Annotated in this window: 19 protein-coding genes and 1 pseudogene; 11 read left to right on the top strand and 9 right to left on the bottom strand. The window is 39.4% G+C overall.

The features are described from left to right. Nucleotides 1-3: 3 nt before the first annotated feature. Both WD048_12495 and WD048_12490 read right to left on the bottom strand, forming a co-directional pair. Nucleotides 4-1,350, bottom strand: a complete 1,347-nt coding sequence (locus WD048_12495; protein MEX0813029.1) for a hydroxymethylglutaryl-CoA reductase — start codon at nt 1,348-1,350, stop codon at nt 4-6. A gap of 2 nt (nt 1,351-1,352) precedes the next feature. After that, entirely contained in the window at nt 1,353-2,243 is an 891-nt protein-coding gene (locus WD048_12490) for a hypothetical protein (protein MEX0813028.1), read from the bottom strand. Between WD048_12490 and WD048_12485 the strand changes: the two genes are divergently transcribed. Beyond that, the gene (locus WD048_12485) at nt 2,237-2,521 is read left to right on the top strand and encodes a hypothetical protein (GenBank protein MEX0813027.1); all 285 of its coding nucleotides are present in this window, start codon (nt 2,237-2,239) and stop codon (nt 2,519-2,521) included. The two genes, WD048_12490 and WD048_12485, sit on opposite strands and share 7 nt — an antisense overlap. 39 nt (nt 2,522-2,560) lie before the next feature. Here WD048_12485 and WD048_12480 read toward each other — a convergent pair whose 3' ends face one another. The 3 genes from WD048_12480 to lhgO form a co-directional block, all read right to left on the bottom strand. Beyond that, complete coding sequence (locus WD048_12480) at nt 2,561-3,061, bottom strand: DUF2335 domain-containing protein (GenBank protein ID MEX0813026.1); 501 nt, start codon at nt 3,059-3,061, stop codon at nt 2,561-2,563. Nucleotides 3,062-3,076: 15 nt separating this feature from the next. Next, entirely contained in the window at nt 3,077-3,331 is a 255-nt protein-coding gene (locus WD048_12475) for a hypothetical protein (protein ID MEX0813025.1), read from the bottom strand. Nucleotides 3,332-3,567: 236 nt separating this feature from the next. Beyond that, a complete protein-coding gene (gene lhgO / locus WD048_12470; protein ID MEX0813024.1) occupies nt 3,568-4,761 on the bottom strand; it encodes an L-2-hydroxyglutarate oxidase in 1,194 nt (397 codons plus the stop codon). Between the two features lie 116 nt (nt 4,762-4,877). On the opposite strand from lhgO, the gene WD048_12465 reads away from it, so the two are divergent. Continuing rightward, the gene (locus WD048_12465) at nt 4,878-5,954 is read left to right on the top strand and encodes a hypothetical protein (protein MEX0813023.1); all 1,077 of its coding nucleotides are present in this window, start codon (nt 4,878-4,880) and stop codon (nt 5,952-5,954) included. Between the two features lie 37 nt (nt 5,955-5,991). Here the strand turns inward: WD048_12465 and WD048_12460 are convergent. Beyond that, nucleotides 5,992-6,600 (bottom strand): annotated as a pseudogene (locus WD048_12460) (ORF6N domain-containing protein). Between the two features lie 175 nt (nt 6,601-6,775). On the opposite strand from WD048_12460, the gene WD048_12455 reads away from it, so the two are divergent. The 5 genes from WD048_12455 (at nt 6,776) to WD048_12435 (ending at nt 14,276) form a co-directional block, all read left to right on the top strand. Next, entirely contained in the window at nt 6,776-7,237 is a 462-nt protein-coding gene (locus WD048_12455) for a MarR family transcriptional regulator (GenBank protein ID MEX0813022.1), read from the top strand. Nucleotides 7,238-7,240: 3 nt separating this feature from the next. After that, nucleotides 7,241-8,377: an HlyD family efflux transporter periplasmic adaptor subunit gene (locus WD048_12450; protein ID MEX0813021.1), complete on the top strand. Its 1,137-nt coding sequence runs from the start codon at nt 7,241-7,243 to the stop codon at nt 8,375-8,377. Further along, complete coding sequence (locus WD048_12445) at nt 8,374-11,541, top strand: efflux RND transporter permease subunit (protein MEX0813020.1); 3,168 nt, start codon at nt 8,374-8,376, stop codon at nt 11,539-11,541. The genes WD048_12450 and WD048_12445 overlap by 4 nt, the downstream gene beginning before the upstream one ends. Beyond that, nucleotides 11,525-12,892 (top strand): TolC family protein, encoded by a 1,368-nt coding sequence (locus tag WD048_12440; GenBank protein ID MEX0813019.1) that lies wholly within the window; start codon nt 11,525-11,527, stop codon nt 12,890-12,892. The genes WD048_12445 and WD048_12440 overlap by 17 nt, the downstream gene beginning before the upstream one ends. A 388-nt stretch (nt 12,893-13,280) precedes the next feature. After that, nucleotides 13,281-14,276: an HNH endonuclease gene (locus WD048_12435; protein MEX0813018.1), complete on the top strand. Its 996-nt coding sequence runs from the start codon at nt 13,281-13,283 to the stop codon at nt 14,274-14,276. A 477-nt stretch (nt 14,277-14,753) separates the two neighbouring features. Here the strand turns inward: WD048_12435 and WD048_12430 are convergent, their stop codons facing one another. After that, nucleotides 14,754-16,367 carry a PKD domain-containing protein gene (locus WD048_12430; protein ID MEX0813017.1) on the bottom strand — a complete coding sequence of 538 codons (1,614 nt, stop codon included), beginning with the start codon at nt 16,365-16,367 and terminating at the stop codon, nt 14,754-14,756. A gap of 376 nt (nt 16,368-16,743) precedes the next feature. Between WD048_12430 and WD048_12425 the strand changes: the two genes are divergently transcribed. From WD048_12425 to WD048_12415, 3 genes are all read left to right on the top strand, one after another. Beyond that, a complete protein-coding gene (locus WD048_12425; protein MEX0813016.1) occupies nt 16,744-17,352 on the top strand; it encodes a hypothetical protein in 609 nt (202 codons plus the stop codon). 510 nt (nt 17,353-17,862) lie between these two features. Beyond that, on the top strand, nt 17,863-18,249 hold the full coding sequence (locus tag WD048_12420) for a hypothetical protein (protein ID MEX0813015.1): 387 nt from the start codon (nt 17,863-17,865) through the stop codon (nt 18,247-18,249). Between the two features lie 539 nt (nt 18,250-18,788). Then, nucleotides 18,789-20,219: an ATP-binding protein gene (locus tag WD048_12415; GenBank protein ID MEX0813014.1), complete on the top strand. Its 1,431-nt coding sequence runs from the start codon at nt 18,789-18,791 to the stop codon at nt 20,217-20,219. A gap of 125 nt (nt 20,220-20,344) precedes the next feature. On the opposite strand, the gene WD048_12410 is transcribed toward WD048_12415, so the two are convergent. Both WD048_12410 and thiL read right to left on the bottom strand, forming a co-directional pair. After that, nucleotides 20,345-20,614, bottom strand: a complete 270-nt coding sequence (locus tag WD048_12410; GenBank protein MEX0813013.1) for an HU family DNA-binding protein — start codon at nt 20,612-20,614, stop codon at nt 20,345-20,347. A 308-nt stretch (nt 20,615-20,922) separates the two neighbouring features. Beyond that, the gene (gene thiL / locus WD048_12405; protein ID MEX0813012.1) at nt 20,923-21,987 is read right to left on the bottom strand and encodes a thiamine-phosphate kinase; all 1,065 of its coding nucleotides are present in this window, start codon (nt 21,985-21,987) and stop codon (nt 20,923-20,925) included. 45 nt (nt 21,988-22,032) lie between these two features. Between thiL and WD048_12400 the strand changes: the two genes are divergently transcribed. Further along, entirely contained in the window at nt 22,033-22,629 is a 597-nt protein-coding gene (locus WD048_12400; GenBank protein MEX0813011.1) for a CPBP family intramembrane glutamic endopeptidase, read from the top strand. Nucleotides 22,630-22,800: the final 171 nt, after the last annotated feature.

The following is a 22,800-nucleotide window of genomic DNA, read 5'->3' as shown; positions in this document are numbered from 1 at the left end:
CTTTCAGGAATTGCTTCTTACGGAAATAAGAAAATTGCGCACCGCAGGGTAAGAAACCACATTATCAGTGAAATATTTTTTGGCAGCTTCTACTTCTTCAAAGGAAGCATCCATAGTTTTCAGAATATTGAGTAAATGCATTTTCATATGTCCTTTCTGAATGCCATCGGTAACCAGCGATTTTATGGCTGAAAAATTATTGGCTAATCCGGCAGTAGCTGCTATCATCATCAACTTTTCGGCATTGGGATTTCCCAACATATTCATGGCGCGTTTCACCAGCGGGTGCAAATTGGTCAAACCACCAACCGTGCCCACAGAAAGCGGCACTTCCAAAGAATAAGTAAATATGTTTCCATTGATATCTGCATGGGAAAGACAGCTGTATTTTCCATTTCTTGCTGCATAGGTATGCCCACAGGCTTCCACTGCCCTGAAATCATTTCCTGTGGCCAAAATCACGGAATCGATTCCGTTGAAAATACCTTTGTTGTGCGTAGTTGCCCGGTATGGATCTACTTCCGCAATTTTTACGGCACGCACCACCCTGTCGGCAAATTCACGTCCGCCCATTCCGGGTACAGCATCCACCAATTCTTCCAAAGTACAGGAAGCGCTTACTCGAACTATACAATCGGGCGTGTAATTAGACAAAATTGACATCACCACATCTACGACAGGTTCTTTATAAATATCAAAAGGAGCAAATTCACCCGCTTCAGCCCTCATGACTTCGGCAAATTTTTCCAGGCAGGAATTGATAAAATTAGCACCCATGGAATCGCAGGTATTAAAGGAAGCCCTAAGCTGATAATAATTCTCCAGGTCATTGGTTTTGTCAATCAACTCAATATCCAAAATTCCACCACCGCGCTTTTTCATATTGCGGGTAATAGAATGCGTATCCCTAATCAATTTGGGTTTGAGCATTTTGAAAAATTCCTGCAAAATGGCTTTGTCACCGGAATACATAAAATGCACCTGCCCGATTTTTTGTATATCGAGCACTTCTGCATGAAAACCACCTTTGTCGCGCCAAAATTTAGCTGACTTTGAAGCAGCTGCTACCACAGAACTTTCCTCAATCACCATAGGCAAAGTATATACTTCATTATTGATCAGGAAATTAGGTGCTACACCAAAAGGCATATAGTAATTGGTCAGTGTATTTTCACTGAATTCATCGTAGAGCTTTTGTTGACTGGGATCTTTGTGCCAATAATTCTCAAATTCTTTAAAAACCTGCTGATCTCCATCAAAATACTGCTTGACGATCCAATTGATTTTTTCTGTTTTGGACAATTTGGAAAAGCCCTCTACAAATTGTTGTGCTTTGGTTTTAGAATCCATTGCTATGGTCTGTTGGTTTTTATTTGCAAAAATGCCTTGGCCATTTTCAGGCCTTCTATTTGTTGCTTTACAAAGTTGCTTAAACTTTTATAATCTTCCCTGGCATGTTTTAAAAAAGCAGAACCCTGGCCATAAACTGCATTCTGATTCAGCAGCTTAATAAGGTAATAGCCTTCTAAAAAGTTTTTCACTCCACCGGAAACAATCACTTCCTTGCATTGTACAGCGGAACCGAGTTCTCGATTGATTTCATTTACCATCAAACACATTTCTTCTGCTGTATGGCCAATGTTAGTCCAGGCTTCAAACTGGCTGGAGTTTTCATTTGATCCCCTCAATAACTCTAGTTTGGAGAAATTAGTACCTCCGCTTGCTGCAAAATCTATGGCCGCCAGGGGCAATTGCATCAGTGCTTTCAGGCTGTTGTAGCCCATGCCCTGCCCCACTTCCTTTACAATAATGGGGAAATCTGTTTTTTCCAGCAATTCCTGAATGGTCGCTATTGGCGCCTTTTTAAAACGATCGCCTTCGGGCTGCAACCATTCCTGCAGCGGGTTGACATGAATAATCAATCCATCTGCTTTTAATTTCCCAATTAACTCCGAAATTTTTTCTGCCCGGTTTTGGGAAAGTAGCTCTTCTATTTGCGCAATACCCAGATTGGCAAAAAAGGGAAGGTCATTTCCAATAATAGTCCTGAGATTAAAATCCTGAAAGCGCTTATTGCTATCCAATAGCGGACGACAGGAGCCCAGCCCCATTCCAAGCCCAAATTCCGCACAGGCTTTTGCCAGGTTTTGATTGATTTTGGCTGCCATTTCAGTTCCGCCCGTCATACTTGAAATCCAGATTGGTGCGTGCATTTGCTTGCCCAGGAATTCAAATTTTGGCAAAGCTTGACTGGGATGTGCGGACAATAGCGGCTCGTAATAAAACCTTTGGTCCAACTCGCCATTCAGCACTTGCGATTGAAACGCCAGCTCAATATGATCTTTTTTTCTTTGCCCGCTCATGTGTGCGCAAAGTTAAGGTAAATAGTGGTGTTGTAAATGAAAAGCTTATTTATGCTATTTCAGCCAAAGCGGCTCGTTTTGCCATTCATCTTTCATTCCCAATGCTTTTGGATCTACATTTGGGTACTTCTCAAATAAAGCCTTCAATCTCGGAGTAAATGAATTTTCTGGAGCAATGATTAAATATTAAGTTGATTTCACTTTTTACCTAGAACGAAGATTGATATTATGGATGAAAATCCTCCTACTCCTAAAACACTGGCAGGAAACGGCTGGTCAAAGTAAGCACAGACGATTGCAGCACCAATAAATAAAATTGACAATATAAAACCTAAAATTTGTCCAGTTAAAGACCGCTTAATATCAGCATCTACTATTTTAGTGTTGATCTTTTTTCTGTCTTGAGCATTTTCTTCCGCCATGACCAAAATACGGTCTGCGGCTCCTGGGAGAATCTGCTCATATTGGGCATAAACTCCAGGAGGAGGAAGTGGGCCAGAAAAACTGCTTTCTAAAAATTCCTGACGTACTTCAACAACAGCTGTCTCTGCAACTGCCCTTAATTGCTCATCAGTGAAATCCTTAAATTTCGGGTTTTTCTTGAGGTCTTGAACAACCTCGGATATTTCTGCGTCTTCTGAATCTCGCTTTTTAAGTTTTTGCGAGCTATCTTCACCTTTATTAAAAGCTTTATTCATAACGCAGCAGATGTTTTAAACTGTGGGAATTTTATCGCCTTTTGATTTTAACAACTTTTCATTAAGGTGATCAAATTTTTTAACCGCATACCATAAGTCGTGTCCGACCATATCAAAATCTGATTTCATTGCTTTGATATCCTCATCAAATGAGAGGTCTAATTTAATGCTACGGGCATTATACAAATCAAATAAACTTGCAAGACCGTCCCAAAAATTGGGTTTTCTCATATAGTAACTTGGTTTCTTATTGTTCTTTAATTCTATCATAACGGCTTACAGCTTTCAACAATAAAACAAATCATTAGATATTTTCACTTCAAATTATTCCATTAAACCACTTTGTATGTGGGTAAATCAAAATATTTTAAGCAAAAGACACACCCTGGGACGTTGTTCTTATGATGTAGCGTGGTGTGTACTGTTATTACAAATTTAGCTTTACTATTCTATAGTACCAAATATATGGTACATAGCTGAATAAATAATAGACAATTGAAATTAGTTCAAAAACTCTTCAAAGCCTTTACCGCCACACTTTCCCCAATTGCCAATCCAGAAGTAGCGGCAGGGGAGGGGGCGTTGCAGACATTCAGCACAAATTCATCTTCCAAAAATAAATAATCGTCCAGCAATTCGCCATTGGGACTACAGGCCATGGCACGGACTCCGGCAGGAACGGGTTCTAAATCTTCTTGGCGAATATCGGGAATGAGTTTTTGCAGTTTTCGGGTAAATGCCGCTTTGGAATAAGAGCGGTAAAGCTCTCCCAGACCTTTTTTCCAATATTTAAAAGCCAGCTTTTGAAAACCGGGATATTTCAGGATTTCCATCAATTCTTTGGCATCTACATCGCTGCGGTGGTAGCCCTCTCGTTGAAAAGCCAATACCGCACTGGGTCCTGCTTCTATTCCGCCCTCGATCATGCGGGTGAAATGCACGCCCAAAAATGGAAAATCGGGATCGGGAACCGGGTAGATAAGGTTATTGACCAGATGCTGCCGCTCTTTTTTGATTTTGAAATATTCGCCCCTAAAGGGTAAAATCTGAACAGGCACATCGGCCCCGCTGCTTTTGGCCACTTTATCGGAGTACAAGCCCGAGCAATTGATAAACAAATCGCTTTCAAGCTTTTGCTTGTCGGTCAGAACTTTTGCGCCACTTTGCTTTTCTACGGACAATACTTTTTCTCCAAAATAAAATGCAACACCCGCTTCCTGCAAAAGTGATTTGAGCTTTTGCGCCATGCCCTTATAATCTGCAATGCCGGCCTGAGGCACCCATATACCGACAATGCCTGCACAGTGTGGTTCTTTCTCCAGAATTTCCGCTCGATCGATTTTTTGAATGCCTTCCAGCCCATTGGCTTTGCCCTTTTTCAGGATTTCATCCAATACGGGTACTTCACTTTTTTCAGTGGCCACGATGACCTTTCCGCAGATTTCGTAATCCACTTCGTGTTTATAGCAAAAATCCAGCAGGTAGCGATAGCCGCGAATGCAATTTTCAGCCCGCAGACTTCCCGGTTTGTAGTAAATGCCTGAATGGATTACGCCACTATTGCGCCCGGTTTGGTGTTGGGCAACATCCGCTTCTTTCTCGATAATGGCAATTTCCAAATCGGGCTTTTGTTGCAGCAATTGATAGGCAGTAGATAATCCGACTATTCCCGCTCCAGAGATGGTGATATGGTAGGGCATGTTGTAAAATTAAGGCTAATTTAATTCCGAAATTTTGTAGTTTCCAAACAACTCATTAATTTATAAAAATCAGTTGTAATCTAATTTTCAGTTTTATTCTATACTAAACTCAACACATGACAAAAAAAATAGACTGGTCCGATTTAAGGCAAAGACGTGGCATTCTGAAGCTAGCCGATGATATTTTTATGCTGTTGGCAGTGGTGCTCAACCTGATGTTTATCACTTTCGATTGGCATTTTAATTTCCGTTTTTTTCAGAATTTTCTCAATAATATTTCTCCGGCTTTCTTTGAATTTTACCGCGATGAAATCCATCCCAACTTTCTACTTTACGATCTGATTTTTGTGGTAATTTTTGTTTCAGAATTATTGATCAGCTGGGGCTTTGCCATTAAAAACAAAATCTACAGCCGCTGGTGGTTTTACCCGCTCATCCACTGGTATGATGTGTTGGGCTGTATTCCGCTGGGTGTATTCCGCTGGCTCAGGATTTTCAGGGTACTGTCCATGCTCCTGCGCCTGCACAAAATGGGCGTGATCGATTTGCGCGAGAATATACTTTATAAAAATGCATACAGCCTGTACAAAGCATTTACCGACCGGATTACCGACAAGGTTTTGATCAATTTGGTATCGGGCATACAGCGTGAGGTAACCAAGGAAAGCAGCCCGGAAAGCAAGGGCAGTCCGCTGGCAGAAGCAGTAAGGCCAGATCAGGAACAATTGGCAAAGTTACTTTCGGAAAGGATTCAGCGTACTGCAAAAAACAATTATGAGAGCTATAAGGACGAGATTAAACTCCGTATAGATACGGTGGTAAAAGACGGTTTTGAACAGAGCGAGGAAATGAAGAAAATAGAGCAAATTCCACTGGTGGGCAAGCAAATCACCCAAACGCTTTCCGTTTCGCTTAGCGATATCACTTATCAATTGATCGATAGTATGTTCAAACAAGTTACTGCCGAAGATACCGGGAAACTGATAGAAGATTCCATTCACACCACGCTGGATTCAGCACTTACAGAAGATCAAAAAGAGGCTATACAAGAGGACAAGCGCGATGAAGAGCTAAACCGTATTATCCGGAATATACTGGGGCGTGTGCTGGAAAGAATCAAAAATGATATTGGGAAGAAAGAATCAGAAGAGGATGGCTTTGATGAACTAGATTTAGGAGATGAAAATAAATAGTAACTACAAACTGGTTAGGTAATTCAATGTCGTCTGATTATTTAAATCCAATTCTTCTTCTTTCTTTTTGGGCTATTTCAATTTTATCTTTTTCCAAAAGGTAATTGATGGCTTCGTAAACATCCTCGAAGTTTCTGTTGTACTTTTCTTCTAATTTTTTTAGTCTGGATGAAAGTTCATTGTGTGATAATGCAAACTGCCTCATAATCACAAAAGCCCTCATGATTAATATATTCATATCAATCGCTTTATCGCTGTTTAAAACCCCAGAAAGCATAGCTACACCTTGTTCTGTAAATGCAAATGGCATGTATCTGATTCCTCCTTTCTTGTTTGAGGTGCTAATATTGCACCTCAAAGCTTCCCATTCATCTTTGGTCAATTCAAACATAAAGTCTTTAGGGAATCTTTTGATATTATTCCTGACAGCTCTTTTGATGTATTTAGTTTCAGTTTCATACAACTCGGCCAAATCATAATGCAGCATAGTCACTCCATACTTTTTGAAAGCTAATGGCAATGCGCTTTTAGGTCGTTTTATGGGGTATGTCGTCACAATTTGTGATGACATCACACTCCATTCTTTTTTTGTGAGTTGAAACATAAAATCACTTGGGAATATATCAATATTCCGTTTAACCGCTTGGTTTAAATTCTTAGCCTACGCTCACATCTCGCGAGTGAAAATTTTCGTCTCCGGTTTTTGTATTGGGACTTTGAGTCTGACCACTTCTCCTTCAAATATTTACCCCCACAATTTGTCATTTCGATTTTCCTTTCTACCTTTGAATGGTTGATGCAACAACTAAAATTTTTCTGCCTTGCACATTGAAGAAATAGAACATGCTATTGGTGCGCTTATCGGTAAATCCTACCGCTCGCTTTCCACACTATTGCAGCGCAATTTCAAGGAAGCCGGTTGTGAGATCAGCATCGACCAATGGGTGGTGTTGGTGGGGCTCTATAAAAATGACGGCAGTACCCAACAGGAATTGTCCGTTTTTTGCAGAAAGGACAAAAGCAGCACCGCACGCATCATTGCCGGTTTGGAGCAAAAAAAATTGCTACTGCGCAAAACCGACCGCAACGACAAAAGAAACAAGCGCGTCTTTCTTACAAAAACGGCCAAAGACCTTCAACAAAAACTCCTCGATCAGGTTGATAAAACCATTCAAACTGCTCTGAAAGGTCAAAATGAGGAAGATATTGAAACCTGTAAAAATGTATTGCGCACTGTAATGATCAATTCAAATAATGCCTTAAATCTCGAAACCACAGAATAGAAAATGCAAAAAAGACAAATCATCATTACCGCAGTGGCCATTGCCATTTTAGTAGTCGGTTTTTTTGCCAATAAATATTTGAGCAGCCTGAAAAAAGACCCGCCCAAAAGAAGCCTGCCCGAAATGCAGCAATATGCCAAAGTAACCAAAGTCAGCTATTCAACACAAGCGAGCACCATACCGGGAAACGGCAGGATACAGGCAGGCAAGCGCGTAATCCTTTCTCCCGAAGTGCAGGGGTTGCTCATGGAAGGCGATGTCAACCTGAAGGAAGGTGCAAGTTTCAGGAAAGGACAGTTGCTTTTTAAAATTGACGATACCGAAGCCCGTCTGCAATTGAAAGCAGAAAAGAGCAATTTCCTAACTGCCCTGGCCGGAATTTTGCCGGATATTAAAATAGATTATCCCGATGATTATCCCAAATGGAAGTCCTATTTCGATGACATCGATATAGATAAAAAAATAGCAGAAATGCCATCGTTCAAGGATTCAAAACTAAAAACCCTTTTGTCGGTCAAAAATATTTTGAGCCTGTATTACAACATCAAAAGTGCTGAAGTACGCATAGAGAAATACAGCTTTTTCGCCCCATTTTCAGGTTCTTTCAGCCGGGTAATGTTAGAGGCGGGAACCATTGTAAACCCCGGTGTACAGATTGCCGAAATTATAGAAAGTGCCGATTTGGAAATAGAAATGCCGCTTGCTACGGATGAAATCCAATGGGTAGAAATCGGAACCAAAGGGAAAATCATTGACAGCAAAGGCAAGCAATACCCGGCAACTGTAAAACGCATGGCTTCATTCCTGGATGCCAGCACCCAATCGGTAAATGTTTATTTGCAATTCAAAAACCCGGGACATTTTTACGAAGGTATGTATGTAGATGTACTCCTGCAAGGCCCTGAAATTGACAGCGTATTTGAAATTCCGCGCGCTGCAATTTTCAACAAAAACCAGATATATGTTTTGAAAGACTCCTTGCTTCAACCAAAAACTGCGGAAATTATAAAAGCCAACGAAAAAACAGCACTGATCCGCGGACCGGAAAAAGGGGCTTGGGTTGTTAGCGAAGCATTGATGAATCCGGGAAAGGAAAACAAATATTTGCCTAAAAAAGAAAACAGCCCGCAGCAAGAATGAGATCACTCGTAAGCTTTTTTGTGAAATATCCGGTCTGGTCCAATGCAGTCATTATTCTGGTAATTGTGCTGGGACTCAGTAGTTATTTTTCCTTGAACAAATCCTTTTTCCCTGAACTGGAATCCCGCTCAGTAGTCATTGAAGTGATACAGCCCGGTGCTTCCCCACAGGAAATGGAAGAGGGCGTAACCACCAAAGTGGAGGAATCGCTCAAGGGCATCCAGGGCATGGAAGAGGTCACTTCTCGGTCTTTTGAAAATACGGCCACCATTACAGCAGTAGCCAAAAAGGGTTATGATGCCAATTATTTCCTTTCCGAGGTAAAAAATGCAGTTGATAAGATCAATGGCTTTCCCGATGCGGCCGAAAAGCCGGTGGTCTATCTGCAAAAAAGAACCGACCGCGCTGTTTCGCTGATATTGAGTGGGGACAGGGAACTGATCAAGCTCAAGGAAATGGCCGAAAAAATTGAGGACGAGTTCATGGCCTCAGGATTGATTTCCCAGATAGAATTAAGAGGCATTCCCGAACTGGAAATCTCGGTGAATGTAAAAGAAAAACAATTGCTGGCCTATCAAATCCGCTTTGAGGAAATCAGCAATGCCATTGCCCTGAATAATCGCGACATATCGGGTGGCAGCATAAAAACCAGTGATGAGGAAATATTGATCCGCTCCAATGCCCGAAAAATTGACCCTGAGAAAATTGAAAACATCATTGTGCGCAGCACCCCGGACGGCAGCATTATTCGATTGAAAGATTTGGCAGATGTGGAATTGCGCTTTTCCGAAACGCCCAACCAAACCCTGTTTAACGGAAAAAATGCGGTGGCTATACAAGTCAATAAACTGGCCGAGGAAGATGTCGTGGCCATTTCAGATTACATCAAAGAATACCTGAAAGATTTCAATGCTGATAATGAGGATTACGAACTCTATATCATGAATGACCAGTCGGATTTTCTCAAGCAAAGGCTCAACCTGCTGGTAACCAACGGTACAATTGGTTTGGTCATGGTGCTCATCACACTGGGGCTGTTTTTGAGCTTGCGCCTGTCGGCATGGGTGGCTTTTGCCATTCCTTTCTGTTTTTTGGGCATGTTTTTCATCGGTTCCTTGGCCGGCATCACCATCAATATGATTTCCCTTTTCGGGATGATTTTGGTGATCGGTATTTTGGTGGACGATGGCATTGTGGTGGCTGAAAATATCTTTGCCCATTTTGAAAAAGGCAAGTCCAAAGTACAAGCAGCAATAGATGGCTGTGTGGAAGTAATCGGACCAGTCTTTGCTTCTGTAAGTACTACTATGCTTGCCTTTGCCATTATATTCTTTCTGGACGGCACCCTCGGTGAATTTATTACCGAAATGGCTATTGTTGCCATTGCCTGTTTGGGTTTTTCACTGGTAGAAGCACTGATTATCCTGCCCAGCCACCTGGCTTATTCCGGTGGACTGGAACAGAAAAAACCGGGAAAAATAAGATCGGCACTGAACAATGCACTGGACTTTTTGCGTCATAAAATCTATGGCCGCTTTTTGAAAATATGTATCCGCTATTACCCCATTACAGTGGCCACCGGTTTCTTTTTTGCATTCATAGTAATGGGCATGTTCAATGGTGGCATTATCAAAAACACTTTTTTTCCACCCATCGACCGCGATGATGTGAGTGTGGAACTGGTTTTGACTCCGGGAACTCGTGAAAATGTTACGCTTGAAATTTTGCAGGAAATAGAAGAGAAAGTATGGCAGGTCAATGAGGAAATGAAGCTCGATCAGCCCGACAGCATGGACATGATCCTGGCCACTAAGATAGATATTGGTAGTGGCGGAGGTGAAACAGGCGGACATGCTGCAACACTGAATGTGAAATTGCTGGATGGTGAAAAGAGAAATGGAAGTGCCTATGAAGTCACTTCTGCCATTCGCAACAAAATTGGTGTAATTCCCGAAGCGCAAAAGCTGCTGGTGGGGACCAGGGCTATTTTTGGAAAACCTGTGAATGTAAGCCTGCGCAGCAAAAACCTCAAGGAGCTGAATGCTGCCAAGGAAATGCTGAAAAATGAACTGGAAGAATTTCCCGACCTGCGGGATATCAGTGACAATGATGTACTGGGCAAGCGCGAAATCCACATAAAACTCAAAGACAAGGCTTATTTACTGGGACTGAATCATGGTGAAATTACCAAGCAGATTAGAAATGGATTTTTCGGCAATGAAGTACAGCGATTGCAAATTGGCACCGATGAAGTAAAAGTTTGGACTCGCTACGATCAGGAAGGCCGAAGCAGCATTGACAAGCTGGAGAAAATGCGCATCAAAACACTGAACGGCAACGAATACCTGCTCAAAGACCTGGTGACTTTTGAAATAGAAAGGGGTATTGTTACCATCAATCACTTCAATGGCAGCCGTGAAATTTCCGTCTCTGCCGATCTGGACAATCCCAACAAACCCGTGCCGGATATTCTGGCGAAAATATCAGGGGAAATCATGCCCGCCATTCAAAAGCAGTTTAGCAGTGTTACTTATGAATTCAAAGGACAGCAAGAGGAAAGCAGTAAAATGGGTGCTTCGCTGATGAAAATTTTCCCAATCATTTTAATCCTGATCATTATTTTGATTGCGCTGGTGTTCCGCTCCTTTTCGCAATCTTTTCTGATTCTTTCGCTGATACCATTTGGTGTTATCTGCGCCATATTAGGACATGGCATTGAGCAAAAACCCGTTTCCATTCTGAGCTTTTACGGCATGATTGCGTTGTCCGGTGTAATCATCAATGATGCGGTGGTACTGCTCGATCGTTTTAATTCACTGATCAGGAATGGGGCAAAAGTGCGGGAAGCTGCATTTGATTCAGGAGTGATGCGTTTTCGTGCCGTAATGCTCACTTCCATTACCACCATTGCGGGATTGTATCCCCTGATTTTGGAAAAAAGCACACAGGCACAGTTTTTAGTGCCAATGGCCATTTCGGTAGCCTATGGTGTTCTTTTTGGCACCGTTATTATCCTGACTTATTTCCCTGCTTTTCTTATGATCATCAATGATTTTAGAAGATTTATCCACCGCATTTGGTACGGTAAATGGCCAAGCCGCGAAGAAGTGGAGCCGGCCTGGCAGGAACGCAAAAGATTTATAGAAAATGAATTGGAATTGTAAACGCCTCTTTTTGGGAATTTTCTTATTCTGGTATTTTCCGGGTTTTGCCCAGGAAAACCTGACGCTTGCAGATGCCATTCAGCGCGCCCTGCAAAACAATTACCAAATCAATATCGTGCAGGCGCAGACGGAAATTACCGACCGCAACAACTCCTGGCTGGCAACGGGCATGTTTCCTTCGCTGAGCGCAGGGGGCAGTGGCGGTATCAATTATTCCGAGCCCAATAACCCCATCAATCCCTTTCAGAATTTCCCGACCCGAACCACCAATGTGGGCGGACAGGTAGAACTGAACTGGACTTTGTTTAATGGCTTGCGCGTGTATGCCGAAAAGGATAGACTGGCATTGCTGCATCAACAAAGCGAGGGCAATGCTGCCATAGTGGTGGAAAATACCGTCCAGGCGGTGTTGCTGGCTTATTATCAGGCATTGCTGCAAAAGGAAAAGCTGGAAGTTCAGAAGTCTGTGCTACAATTGTCCAAAGATCGCTACCGCTATGCCGAGGAAAGCAAAGAACTGGGCGCTTCCACTTCCTTTGATGCGCTGCAATTCCAAACGGCTTTTTTGAGCGATTCTGCCAATTATCTCTCGCAAAAAGTGGCTTATGACAATAGCCTCTTGCAGCTCAAATTGATTATGGCCGAAGAGGAGGAAGCGGAATTTACGCTGAGCGATTCCCTGCAATTTCAGGGGCGGGAATATGAGCTGGATTTGCTGAAATCGCAATTGAAAAACAACAACAAAACGCTGCGCAATCAATACATCAATGCACAGATTTTCCAGAAAGAACTGGCACTGGCCAAAAGGGCGCAATCGCCCAGCTTGAATATGAACGGGGGCGTTTCTTACAACAAGAATTATTTTTATACCGATCAGTTTCCCGCCTACCTGCGCGATCCGACCATACCGCAGGGGGAGACCACCACCATCAATTCATCGGGCAGTACGCTGAATTATTATGCCAATTTTACGCTGAGCTTTAATATTTTTAATAATCTGCAAGTACGCAGGGCCATACAAAATACCAAAGTACAGGAGCGCATTGCCGAAATTCAGGTGGATGAAATGGAGCAGGAAATGAACGTGAATATTGAAAAGGCACTGAAGCTCTATGCTACACAAAAAACCATGTTGGCCGTTACTGCCCTAAATGAACAATCGGCTGCGCTCAACCTGCAAATGGCGGAGGAACGGCTTAAAAACGGCAGCATCAATTCGCTGGATTTCCGCAATATCCAGACCGATTATCTGCGCATTGCCAGCAATAACCTGGAAGCCCTCTACAATGCCCTGGAAGCCGAAACTGAATTGTTGAGGTTGAGCGGTGTGATTTTGGGGGAGGTTGAGTGAGGGTAGACGAACTTACTTGATTGGATTTGGAGCGACTTGGAGGGTTGTGAAAAAAAATAAAAGACCCTATACATAACAAGTTAGCTTTTCAAATTTAAAAAAACTTATCTTCATACTTCTGAAAAAATCTCTGACAAATGTTAAAAGTAATTTTGACCAATTGTAATCAACATAAACAATTGAATTTCAAAATCTTAGTTAAACTAAAGCTATATGGTGTATAAACGTATGTATTGTTTATACACCATATAGCTTATACCGGGTGAGCTTTTGCCCTCAAGGTTTTCGCTCCGTAATCAGCTTTGGTTTCGTTGGGCAGGAACGTGCTTCGAAACCGCTACAAGCCATATGCAAACCGTAGGACTAAATTACTTTCTAATCGAAAACTATGACAACAAATATTACATTAAACTTGAACGAAATTCAACATGGTAAAGCTTTGAATTTTTTCAGCAAGTATGACATGGTTTCGATGCTTGGAGATACAGAATCGAAATTTTTTCTTGGCAACAAAAACGACAGAATATGTAGATTTTGTAATCGAAAGGAACCAGATGTGACATTCAAAATGGATGCACATATTATACCTGAATTAATGGGCAGCCATAAGCTCCTTTCTTATTTCGAATGTGATAAATGTAATCAACAGTTTTCAAAGTACGAGGATTCTTTTGCGAACTTCATTGGAGTATCAAGAACAGTATCACAGATAAAAGGAAAAGGGAACAAAGTTCCAAAATATAAAGACCCTAGAACTGGCTTGGAAATAGAGCTATCGGAGACTGGTCTCAAAATGATATTTCAAGAAGGAACAGATGTTTTCGATTTTGATAAAGAGAACAAATCATTCACACTAAAAACTAAAAGGCCGGGATACATACCACTTCACGTCACCAAAACACTAATTAAGATTGGCTTCTCAATGCTCTTGGATGAAGAACTTGAAGATTACGAAATAACAAGAAAGTTCTTATTGAACACCGAAAAAGAAAAGCGTTTTGAAAACTTTGGAGTTTTGAGAATACTCGGATATTTCATCCCAGGACCTCCAAAGTTTAATAAGCCCTTTGTCCAACTATTTAAAAGGAAACCTGAACTGAGTAATGAACTGATCCCATACTATCAACTCATATTTTATTACAGTAGCTATCAATTCCAAATTGCTCTCCCATTTGGAAAACCTGACGAACATTTACAAGGAAACAAAGTGGACAATCCCATCGCCCCACTTCTAATTGATAACTCTCACCTCGAACAATTTGGTCAAGAGCGGTTTATTAATTTAAATCTGACTTCTTCTGAAAAAGTGTCAGGAGAAAACCATAATATATCTTTTTCTTTTGAATCCTTTGTAGATAAAGATCAAACGAAAGGAGAAAACTGAGCCCAACAAAACCCTATGGGCTGCTACAGCTCATAGCCAAGCCGTTTAAGGTACTACTGAGCTTACTAGCTCTAAGGCAATGTAATAGCTCTGCACAAAAAAGTATGTGTATTGGTATTTGAAACCTTGTAGCGAAACTGTAATCATGACACCATTTAACCCTTTAGGTATAAGGTGTTTGGTTGTATTTTTGGTTTTGCAACAATTGCAACAATCTTAATTTTCCTTTTTTAATAGTTATTTAACTACAAGTTTAGACTTGAATGCAATTTCGTCTGAATTTTTTATCACTATTAGGTAAATTCCAGAACTTAATCCCTCTCTATTTAAAGAAATAACATTAGATTTTATATTTCTAATGGTTTTTATGGTTTCACCATGGATGTTATAAATTAATAGATCATAAGGTAACCCATTTGGATTGTTGTAGTGAATTTTGGTAGATATGTAGAATGGGTTAGGGTATATATCAATATTTTATAAGTAGTTTTTTCTGTCAATATGAGTCGGTATGTTTTCTACCTCTATAATTCTACAAGTAGAATCTATTCCGCAATCATTATAAACGGTTAAACAAACCTTATAAGAACCTGTGTCGGTATATATATGTGTCGGAGAATATTGATTACTTGAGCTGGAATCTCCGAAATCCCATAATCTTAAACTAACATTTTGTGATGAGTCAAATACAATTAAGTCATAGTTATTTAAATCAAAATCAAAGTTCGCAATTGGTTTAGTGCAGTCCTCACAAATTAAACTATCATGAGTGTTAGTAGTACTTGTAACAAAATTAGTTTTACCGATAATTGTACCATAACTAACGTTAATGTTAGGGTTGCTTTCAATGATATTAGGTGTTCCTACTATAGTAGTACCATAACTTTGATTACATGAACTGTTTCCTAATGAGTCTATACTGAATAAATAAACATCTGTTGAGCCTAATCCAAAAAAACTAGCTTCTCCTAATACTAGAAATCTGCCATCTTCCATCTCGCAAAAGTCATTTACGTTATCCGACCCAGTTCCACCGTATGACTTAGTCCACAAAGTATCACCTATATTATTAGTCTTAATTAAATATGCATCTCTGTTACCTGCTCCAAAACTATAAGAATAACCTGCTATTAAAATTCCGCCATCATCTGTTTCTTTTATAATGTTACAACCATCGCTATCGTTGTTTCCATAAGTTTTTGACCATTCAAGACTTCCTAATGAATTCGTTTTGAAAACTAATATGTCTTCATTTCCAGCTCCGAAACTTGAAGATTCACCAGCAAATAAATATCCTCCGTCAGATGTTAAGTACACAGATGACATTTCCTCATATGAATTACCACCGTATGTTTTCGACCATTGGACATTTCCTAAAGAATCAGTTTTTAACACAAGCGCATCTGAACTACCTGTACCAAAACTCCAAGTATTACCAATAATAACAAATCCTCCATCTGAATCTATAATTAAAGACTTTCCACTTTCTGTATCTGTGCCTCCATAAGTTTTAGTCCATAAAGTATCACCTACGTTATTAGTCTTTATTAAATAAACGTCACTTTTTCCTGCACCAAAACTACTTGTGCCACCACAAACTATAAATCCACCGTCTCTAGTTTGATGAACTGAACTTCCTATATCACCTTCAGTTCCCCCATAAGTCTTTGTCCATAAAGTATCACCTACGTTATTAGTCTTTATTAAATAAACGTCACTTTTTCCTGCACCAAAACTACTTGTGTAACCAGTTGATATAAAACCACTGTCTAAGGTCTCTGTTATAAATAATCCATTATCATTATCGATATTATTAGGGCTTCCGTATGATTTTGTCCAAATGGTATCCCCACTTGAGTTCACCTTGATTACATATGTGTTGTTAAAATTAAAACCATTTGGATTTATAGTTCCAAAACTTGCTGTTAACCCTATTATGATAAAATTCCCATCAACCGTTTTTTGAATGCAATTCCCACCATTATCCTCACCAACCCCTCCGAATGTCCTCTGGAAATTTGTTTGGGAATAAGATATATTCATACTACACATGGCGAGAATGTAGAGTAAAATCTTTAGAAGTTTATGCATTTTAATATTTTTATTTATTCACTATTAAAGGTAATGTAAAGTTAACTATTTCATACTGAATCAACATGCTGATATTTTCTTCAACAATATAGAACGAACATCTACTTATTTTCAAATTGTTGGGAAGATATACAAAATAAAAAAACCAACACCCAAAACTATCCTTAGTCTGAAGGATGGGCAGCGCATAGAGACTAAGGATTTTAAGCCTACAAACGAAATTTATACTAAACAATTCTTATCATACATTTTCATTCATGCTTTGCTATAGACTATGGATAGAGGTTACTATTATTCTATGACAATTTAGTTATTTTAGCCTTTATTATTACTTTATGTAAACATACGAGCCGGAACGTTGTAGCCCATTTTCACCATGATCCCAGATTACCTATATAGAGGAGACAGTGACCCGAAAGGGAAAAGAGGATTAAAATACAATCTACACCATTACCAAATCCAATCTAACTTAATAACTGGTGGAGATGGTCGAATGATAGAAAAACCAATTATTGATTTGATTGACAAGCATGTTTCCAAAGATTGGGTAACTACTCATTTTTTATCTTTCTCAACTGATCTAAATACCGCATTTAGATTTGGAATTCATTGTGAACCAAATGGATTAGAAGGAAAACTGGATACATTTTCAGAGATATACTCAAATGGACCTGAACAGCATTGGTTATTTGCGATTCTCAAAATTGAAATTCCTAAATTGAATTTAGAGCCTTTAGACAAAGGAGTTTATGCTGGAAAATACAACCCAACTTTACTAAAATTCAGGAACTTAGATTTTTGCAAAGTCTTACTGATTGATGTTCAAACTTATCTTTCTCAATTTGAGGGGTTTGAAGAATCTAAAGCAAAAGCCAAGAGAGATGATGAATGGCTAGTCCTTCCAGCGAACCCATTAGAAGGAACAAACGAACTTTCTGGAATTCTGGATGGTGGAAACTTCCTAACATATCGAACTTTTAAGTAACAGGATACAATTGAGTAGGCAGCCCCCGACTATCATTAGCCTAAAGGATGTCCAGCACATAAGGACTAAGGATTTAAGTCTACAATCACAATCTATACAAACCATTCTTAGTATTGATTCCATAGTCGCACAGCTAAAGACTAAGGATATAGTAGGGGGCGACATGGAGAGTTGCAAAACTAGGAAACATATAAAACACGCTACACTTAACAAGTTTTTTTTCAGATTAAAAAAAATTATCTTCATGCTGCTATAAAACCTCTTATAATTGTTAGAAGCTGCTTTCATTATCCGCACTTGCCATAACCATTTACTTATCAATACATTAAGTTAAAAAAAGGCATGTGATATATAAATGTGACGCCATCATATAAGTAAATTATGTATAATTTGACAAAAACCGTCTACTCTTTGAAAAATAAGGAATAAATTAAACTGAACTTTTCAGTTATATTGTGCAAGTTAGTAGATAATTTAAGAATTATTAGGATTGAATTTTAAATCAACTGAATGAAAAATAAAGAACTTGAAAAAAATAAATTACAAGACTCTATAATGAAGGAAGGTGATGAACTAAGGAAAAGCTTACTTGATAAACTATTCAACTTAAATACATTATTGAGCGCTACATATTTAGTTTTATTTCAATTAGATATAAAATCCTTTGACGTCAAAATATTGAACATTCTTCCCTTTTGTACAGTATTATTAATTCTAATTTATCAACTTTATGGTTTAAGAATATTGGGAGCAGCATATTATAAATTAGAAAATTGGGAAAAAGAAGATTTAAGCTCATTATCAAAAATGAATGAGTACAATTTTTATATAATTTTAAGTGCTGTACTTCTAACACTAACTGAAATCGGGTATTTATTCCTCATATTCATTAATTGATAACACCCACAAACTATCCATAGCCTAAAGGATGTCCAGCGCATAGGGATTAAGGATTTAAGTCTACAAGCACAATTTATACATTTCCACAGGCGCGCAGCGCATTGCTTTGCTACAGTCTATGGACAAGGTTTTTTTTTAGTTTTGAGTTGGAGTGTGGGTATTGAGGAGAAACAACATTTTGTCAAATGACCCATTGAGATTTCCTTATATCCCTCACCCATTCGCTACTATGAGCAAATTCAGCTCTATCCTTCCAGATACCAAAAAAATCATTTTCAGCTATTGAATTTCCTTTGGATGAGGATTTATTACTTACATGCTGTTGGTACAAAAAATCAATAAAGTCTTGTGCTTGTTCCGAGGCTTGGGCTCATTAATATTTAAGTAGAAGCGAAAGAATGTTTTCGCAAAATCTATAAGTTGTAGAATTTGAAATGGTATTTAATAATCCATTAAATCTTTTAAAAGGAATTTAAAACCAAAATAAAGTCAACTATTTAATCTTATTTTAGTATTATTGCTGAAATAAGAAAATAATGATCAAAGAAATTTCTAAAAAGCAAGTTTTAAACCGCATAAGGTTTGAAAATCCTTGGTGGATAGACGGAAAGATTGAAGATGATTTTAGCCAAATGCCCAGACGACTATATTTCGACCTGTTCAAGCCATTGGTATATGAATCGGATATCAGAAGAGCCGTTGTGCTTATGGGCCCCAGAAGGGTTGGGAAAACAGTAATGCTCTATCATATGGTAGAGGACATGATCGGCAAGGGAGTGAACCCGAAAAAAATCATTTTCATAAGCATTGAAAACCCCATTTACAATAATATTTCCCTGGAACAACTTTTCTCCTATGCCAAAGAAGCTACAGGGCTAGATGACAAGAATGGCTGGTATATCATTTACGATGAAATTCAATATTGCAGGGATTGGGAAGTGCATTTGAAGTCCCTGGTAGATAGCTATAGAAAAGATAAGTTTATTGTTTCCGGCTCTGCTGCCGCTGCCTTGAAATTTGCAAGTACGGAAAGTGGTGCCGGCAGATTCACTGATTTTATGCTGCCACCCCTTACTTTCAACGAATATATTTCCTTGAAAGGATTGGGGCAATTGATCAAACCCATAAATCTGGAATGGAAAGGTAAAAATGCTGAATTTTTCACCTCTACCCACCTCGATGAGCTGAACAAACATTTTATAGATTATATCAATTTTGGCGGTTATCCAGAAGTGATATTTTCCGAGAAAATACAGGCCAATCCGGGCAGGTACATTAGGCAGGATATTATTGACAAGGTGCTGCTCAGGGATTTGCCGAGTTTATACGGCATTTCCGATACAAGGGAGCTAAATTCCCTTTTTACAAGTATTGCCTACAATAGTGGAGGGGAATTTTCACTTGAGGCACTGAGCAAACAATCCCAGGTGCCTAAAAACACTTTGAAGAAGTATATAGAATACCTTGATGCTGCTTATTTGATCAGGCAGGTGAAACGGGTAGATCAAAGCGGGAAAAGGTTTAAGCGCGATAATTTTTTTAAGATTTATTTAACCAATCCTTCTCTTAGAAGTGCACTTTTTTCACCCATTACCAGCACCGATGAAATGATTGGGAACATGGTGGAAACCGCTGTTTACGCCCAGTGGATGCACAGGGACTGGTTTACTCCGTGGTATGCCAGGTGGACAAGCGGAGAAGTTGATATGGTGGGGATTAGCGAATCTTCTTTAAAACCAACCTGGGCATTGGAAATCAAATGGTCCAATAGATATTTTGATAAACCCAATGAACTAAAAAGCCTCTACAAATTTTGCGTAGAGAACGATTTAAACTATCCCTTAATCACTACTATAGATAGGGAAGGAGTGGTGGAATACAAAGACAAAACTTTTCAGTACCTGCCCGCTGCTGCTTATGCCTATACCGTTGGGAAAAGGACTTTGGAAAGTAAAAAAAGTAGGTAAAACGGTATAAAATTCCGGTGCTTGTTCCGGTGGATTGACCAAACCGAATTGCTGAAGTTCAATCCCAACAAAAAAAAAGCCGCATCAAATGAATGATACGGCTCTTGTTTTGAAAATTGCTTTACTTAAACAGCAGAAGCAAATTCTTTACCAGCTTTGAACTTCACTACATTCTTAGCAGGGATTTTAATCTCTGCACCAGTTTGTGGGTTACGGCCAGTTCTGGCAGATCTTTTAGAAACGGAGAATGTTCCGAAACCAACTAAGGTTACTTTATCTCCTTTTTTCAATGTTTTTACTACTGAATCCAATACTGAATTCAAAGCATCTCCTGCTTGAGCTTTGCTCAAACCTGCATCTTCTGCAATTTTGGTTACTAAATCTCCTTTGTTCATGTCAATTGAGTTTTATGAATTAAAAAATAATTTCATCGTGTGGAAACAAATTTAGAGCGATCGCTGAATTAAACAAAATTTAAATTGAGCGGAAGTGTTGATAACTAAGGCTTACAGGAATCTCCAAAACAACAAAACCTCACTACATATTGATAACCAGCAACTTATAAAAAACATCCTAACGATCGTTAGTTTATAAAATGTGGATATTTTATTGTAATATTTTTCCTGAAAGCTTGTAAACAGGGCATTTTGGCTATTTTTTCACGTTTCAGCAGCATTTATAAATAAGGCTTTTTACTTAGAAATCAATCCCGGGATTTCAATACTTTCAAAAAACTATCCCAGCCCTGCGCCTTGATTTCGTGTTTTTTGCCTTGTTTGCTTTCTATATAATAGCCCTTATCTTCGGGTCTAATATCTCCTATAATTGCAATACCGGGAATATTTTCAAGTTTTTCGCGGTCTTTGGGATCAATAGTGAAAAGCAGCTCATAATCTTCTCCCCCATTCATGGCACAGGTAATCGGCTCAAGATTCATTTCCAGTGCAAATTCATACACCTCATTTAAAATAGGCACACTGTCCTCGTAGATATAGCAGCCTACCCTGGATTGCGTGCAAATATGCATCAGCTCAGAAGAAAGCCCATCTGATATGTCCATCATTGCAGTAGGTTTTATGCCCACTTTTTTAAAGAGTTCGATAATATCTTTCCGGGCTTCGGGCTTTAACTGCCGGCCAACAATATATTTCTGATTGTTCAAGTCTGGCTGAATTTCAGGGTTTTCCTTATAAACTTGTTTTTCTCTTTCTAAAAGTTGCAAACCCAGCAATGCTCCGCCCAAATCGCCACTCACACAAATCAAATCCCCCTTTTTAGCTCCATTGCGATAACAGAGTGCTTTCTTTTCTGCCTGCCCAATAGCAGTCACGCTAACAATAAAGCCCTTGATAGAAGAGCTGGTATCTCCACCTACTAAATCTACCTCGTAAAAATCGCAGGCGGCTTTCACCCCCTCATAAAATTCTTCCAGGGCTTCCACAGAAAAACGATTGGATATGCCTATGGAAACAGTGATTTGCTCAGGGACTGCATTCATCGCATAAATATCCGAGAGGTTAACAACCACTGATTTATAGCCCAAATGCCTTAAAGGAGTGTACATCAAATCGAAATGAATGCCCTCGATCAGCATATCGGTACTCACTACTGCAACTTTATCTTTGCTACACTTAATTACTGCGGCATCATCTCCAACACCTGTAAGGGTTGATGAATTTTGGTTTTTAAAGCGGCTGGTCAACACCTTTATCAGGCCAAATTCGCCCAGTTCATTTACTTCGGTACGTTTTTCTTCTTTTTTTGACATGGGGTAAAGATAAGAATGCCCCCTCAATCTTTTAACTTTGGCGCCATGCAACTGAACAAAAGGAATCTTTTTCTCCTGAGCCTGCTCACATTGATTGGTTTTAGCGGTGTTGGTTTTTTGCTGATCTACCTGTTCCTGGATGTTGATCCGCTTACCGTTCTCAGTGCCGGTGCGCCTATTCACAAGCAGTTGCTTTACGGAAGTCTTTTTGGAATCACGGCAGTGGCCAATGCCATTTGGCTGATCAATATGAAATGGCTGGGGCACTCAAAGGATTTTTTTGGCAACATGATCCAAAAACTAAAGCCCAATATCCTTGAAATCTGTTTTTATTCAATGTGTGCTGGAGTTGGCGAAGAAATACTATTTCGGGGCGCCATTCAGCCACACCTCGGCATATGGCCTACAGCGATCTTGTTTATTGTATTGCACGGTTATCTCAGTTTCAGCAACCTGGCCTTGATGCTATACGGAGTTTTAATGGTGGTAGTAAGTGCCGGGCTGGGTTATTTGTTTGATAATTTTGGAATACATGCAGCCATTGTTGCCCACTTTTTGTTCGACTTCTTTATGTTTCTGTATTTAATCCATTTCTCTAAAGGGGAAAAGCAACAAGAATCAACTGAAACAGATATTGAATAGAAAAATTCACTTCTGATTCTGACGGTCTAATAAGTCGAATGGCTTTTGGCTCAGATGTTACACAACATTCAATACAAAAATCCAAATAGCCACAAAGGTATTTTTGAATGCCTATTTTTATTATTAATGCGAATCAAGGGTTGGATATCAACAAAAAAGATGTTGATATAA

It is taken from the genome of Chitinophagales bacterium (assembly GCA_040877935.1).
Classification (GTDB): domain Bacteria; phylum Bacteroidota; class Bacteroidia; order Chitinophagales; family CAIOSU01; genus JBBDNB01.
Note: the sequence above shows the minus strand (reverse complement) of the source record. Positions and strands in the feature narration are given on the sequence as shown.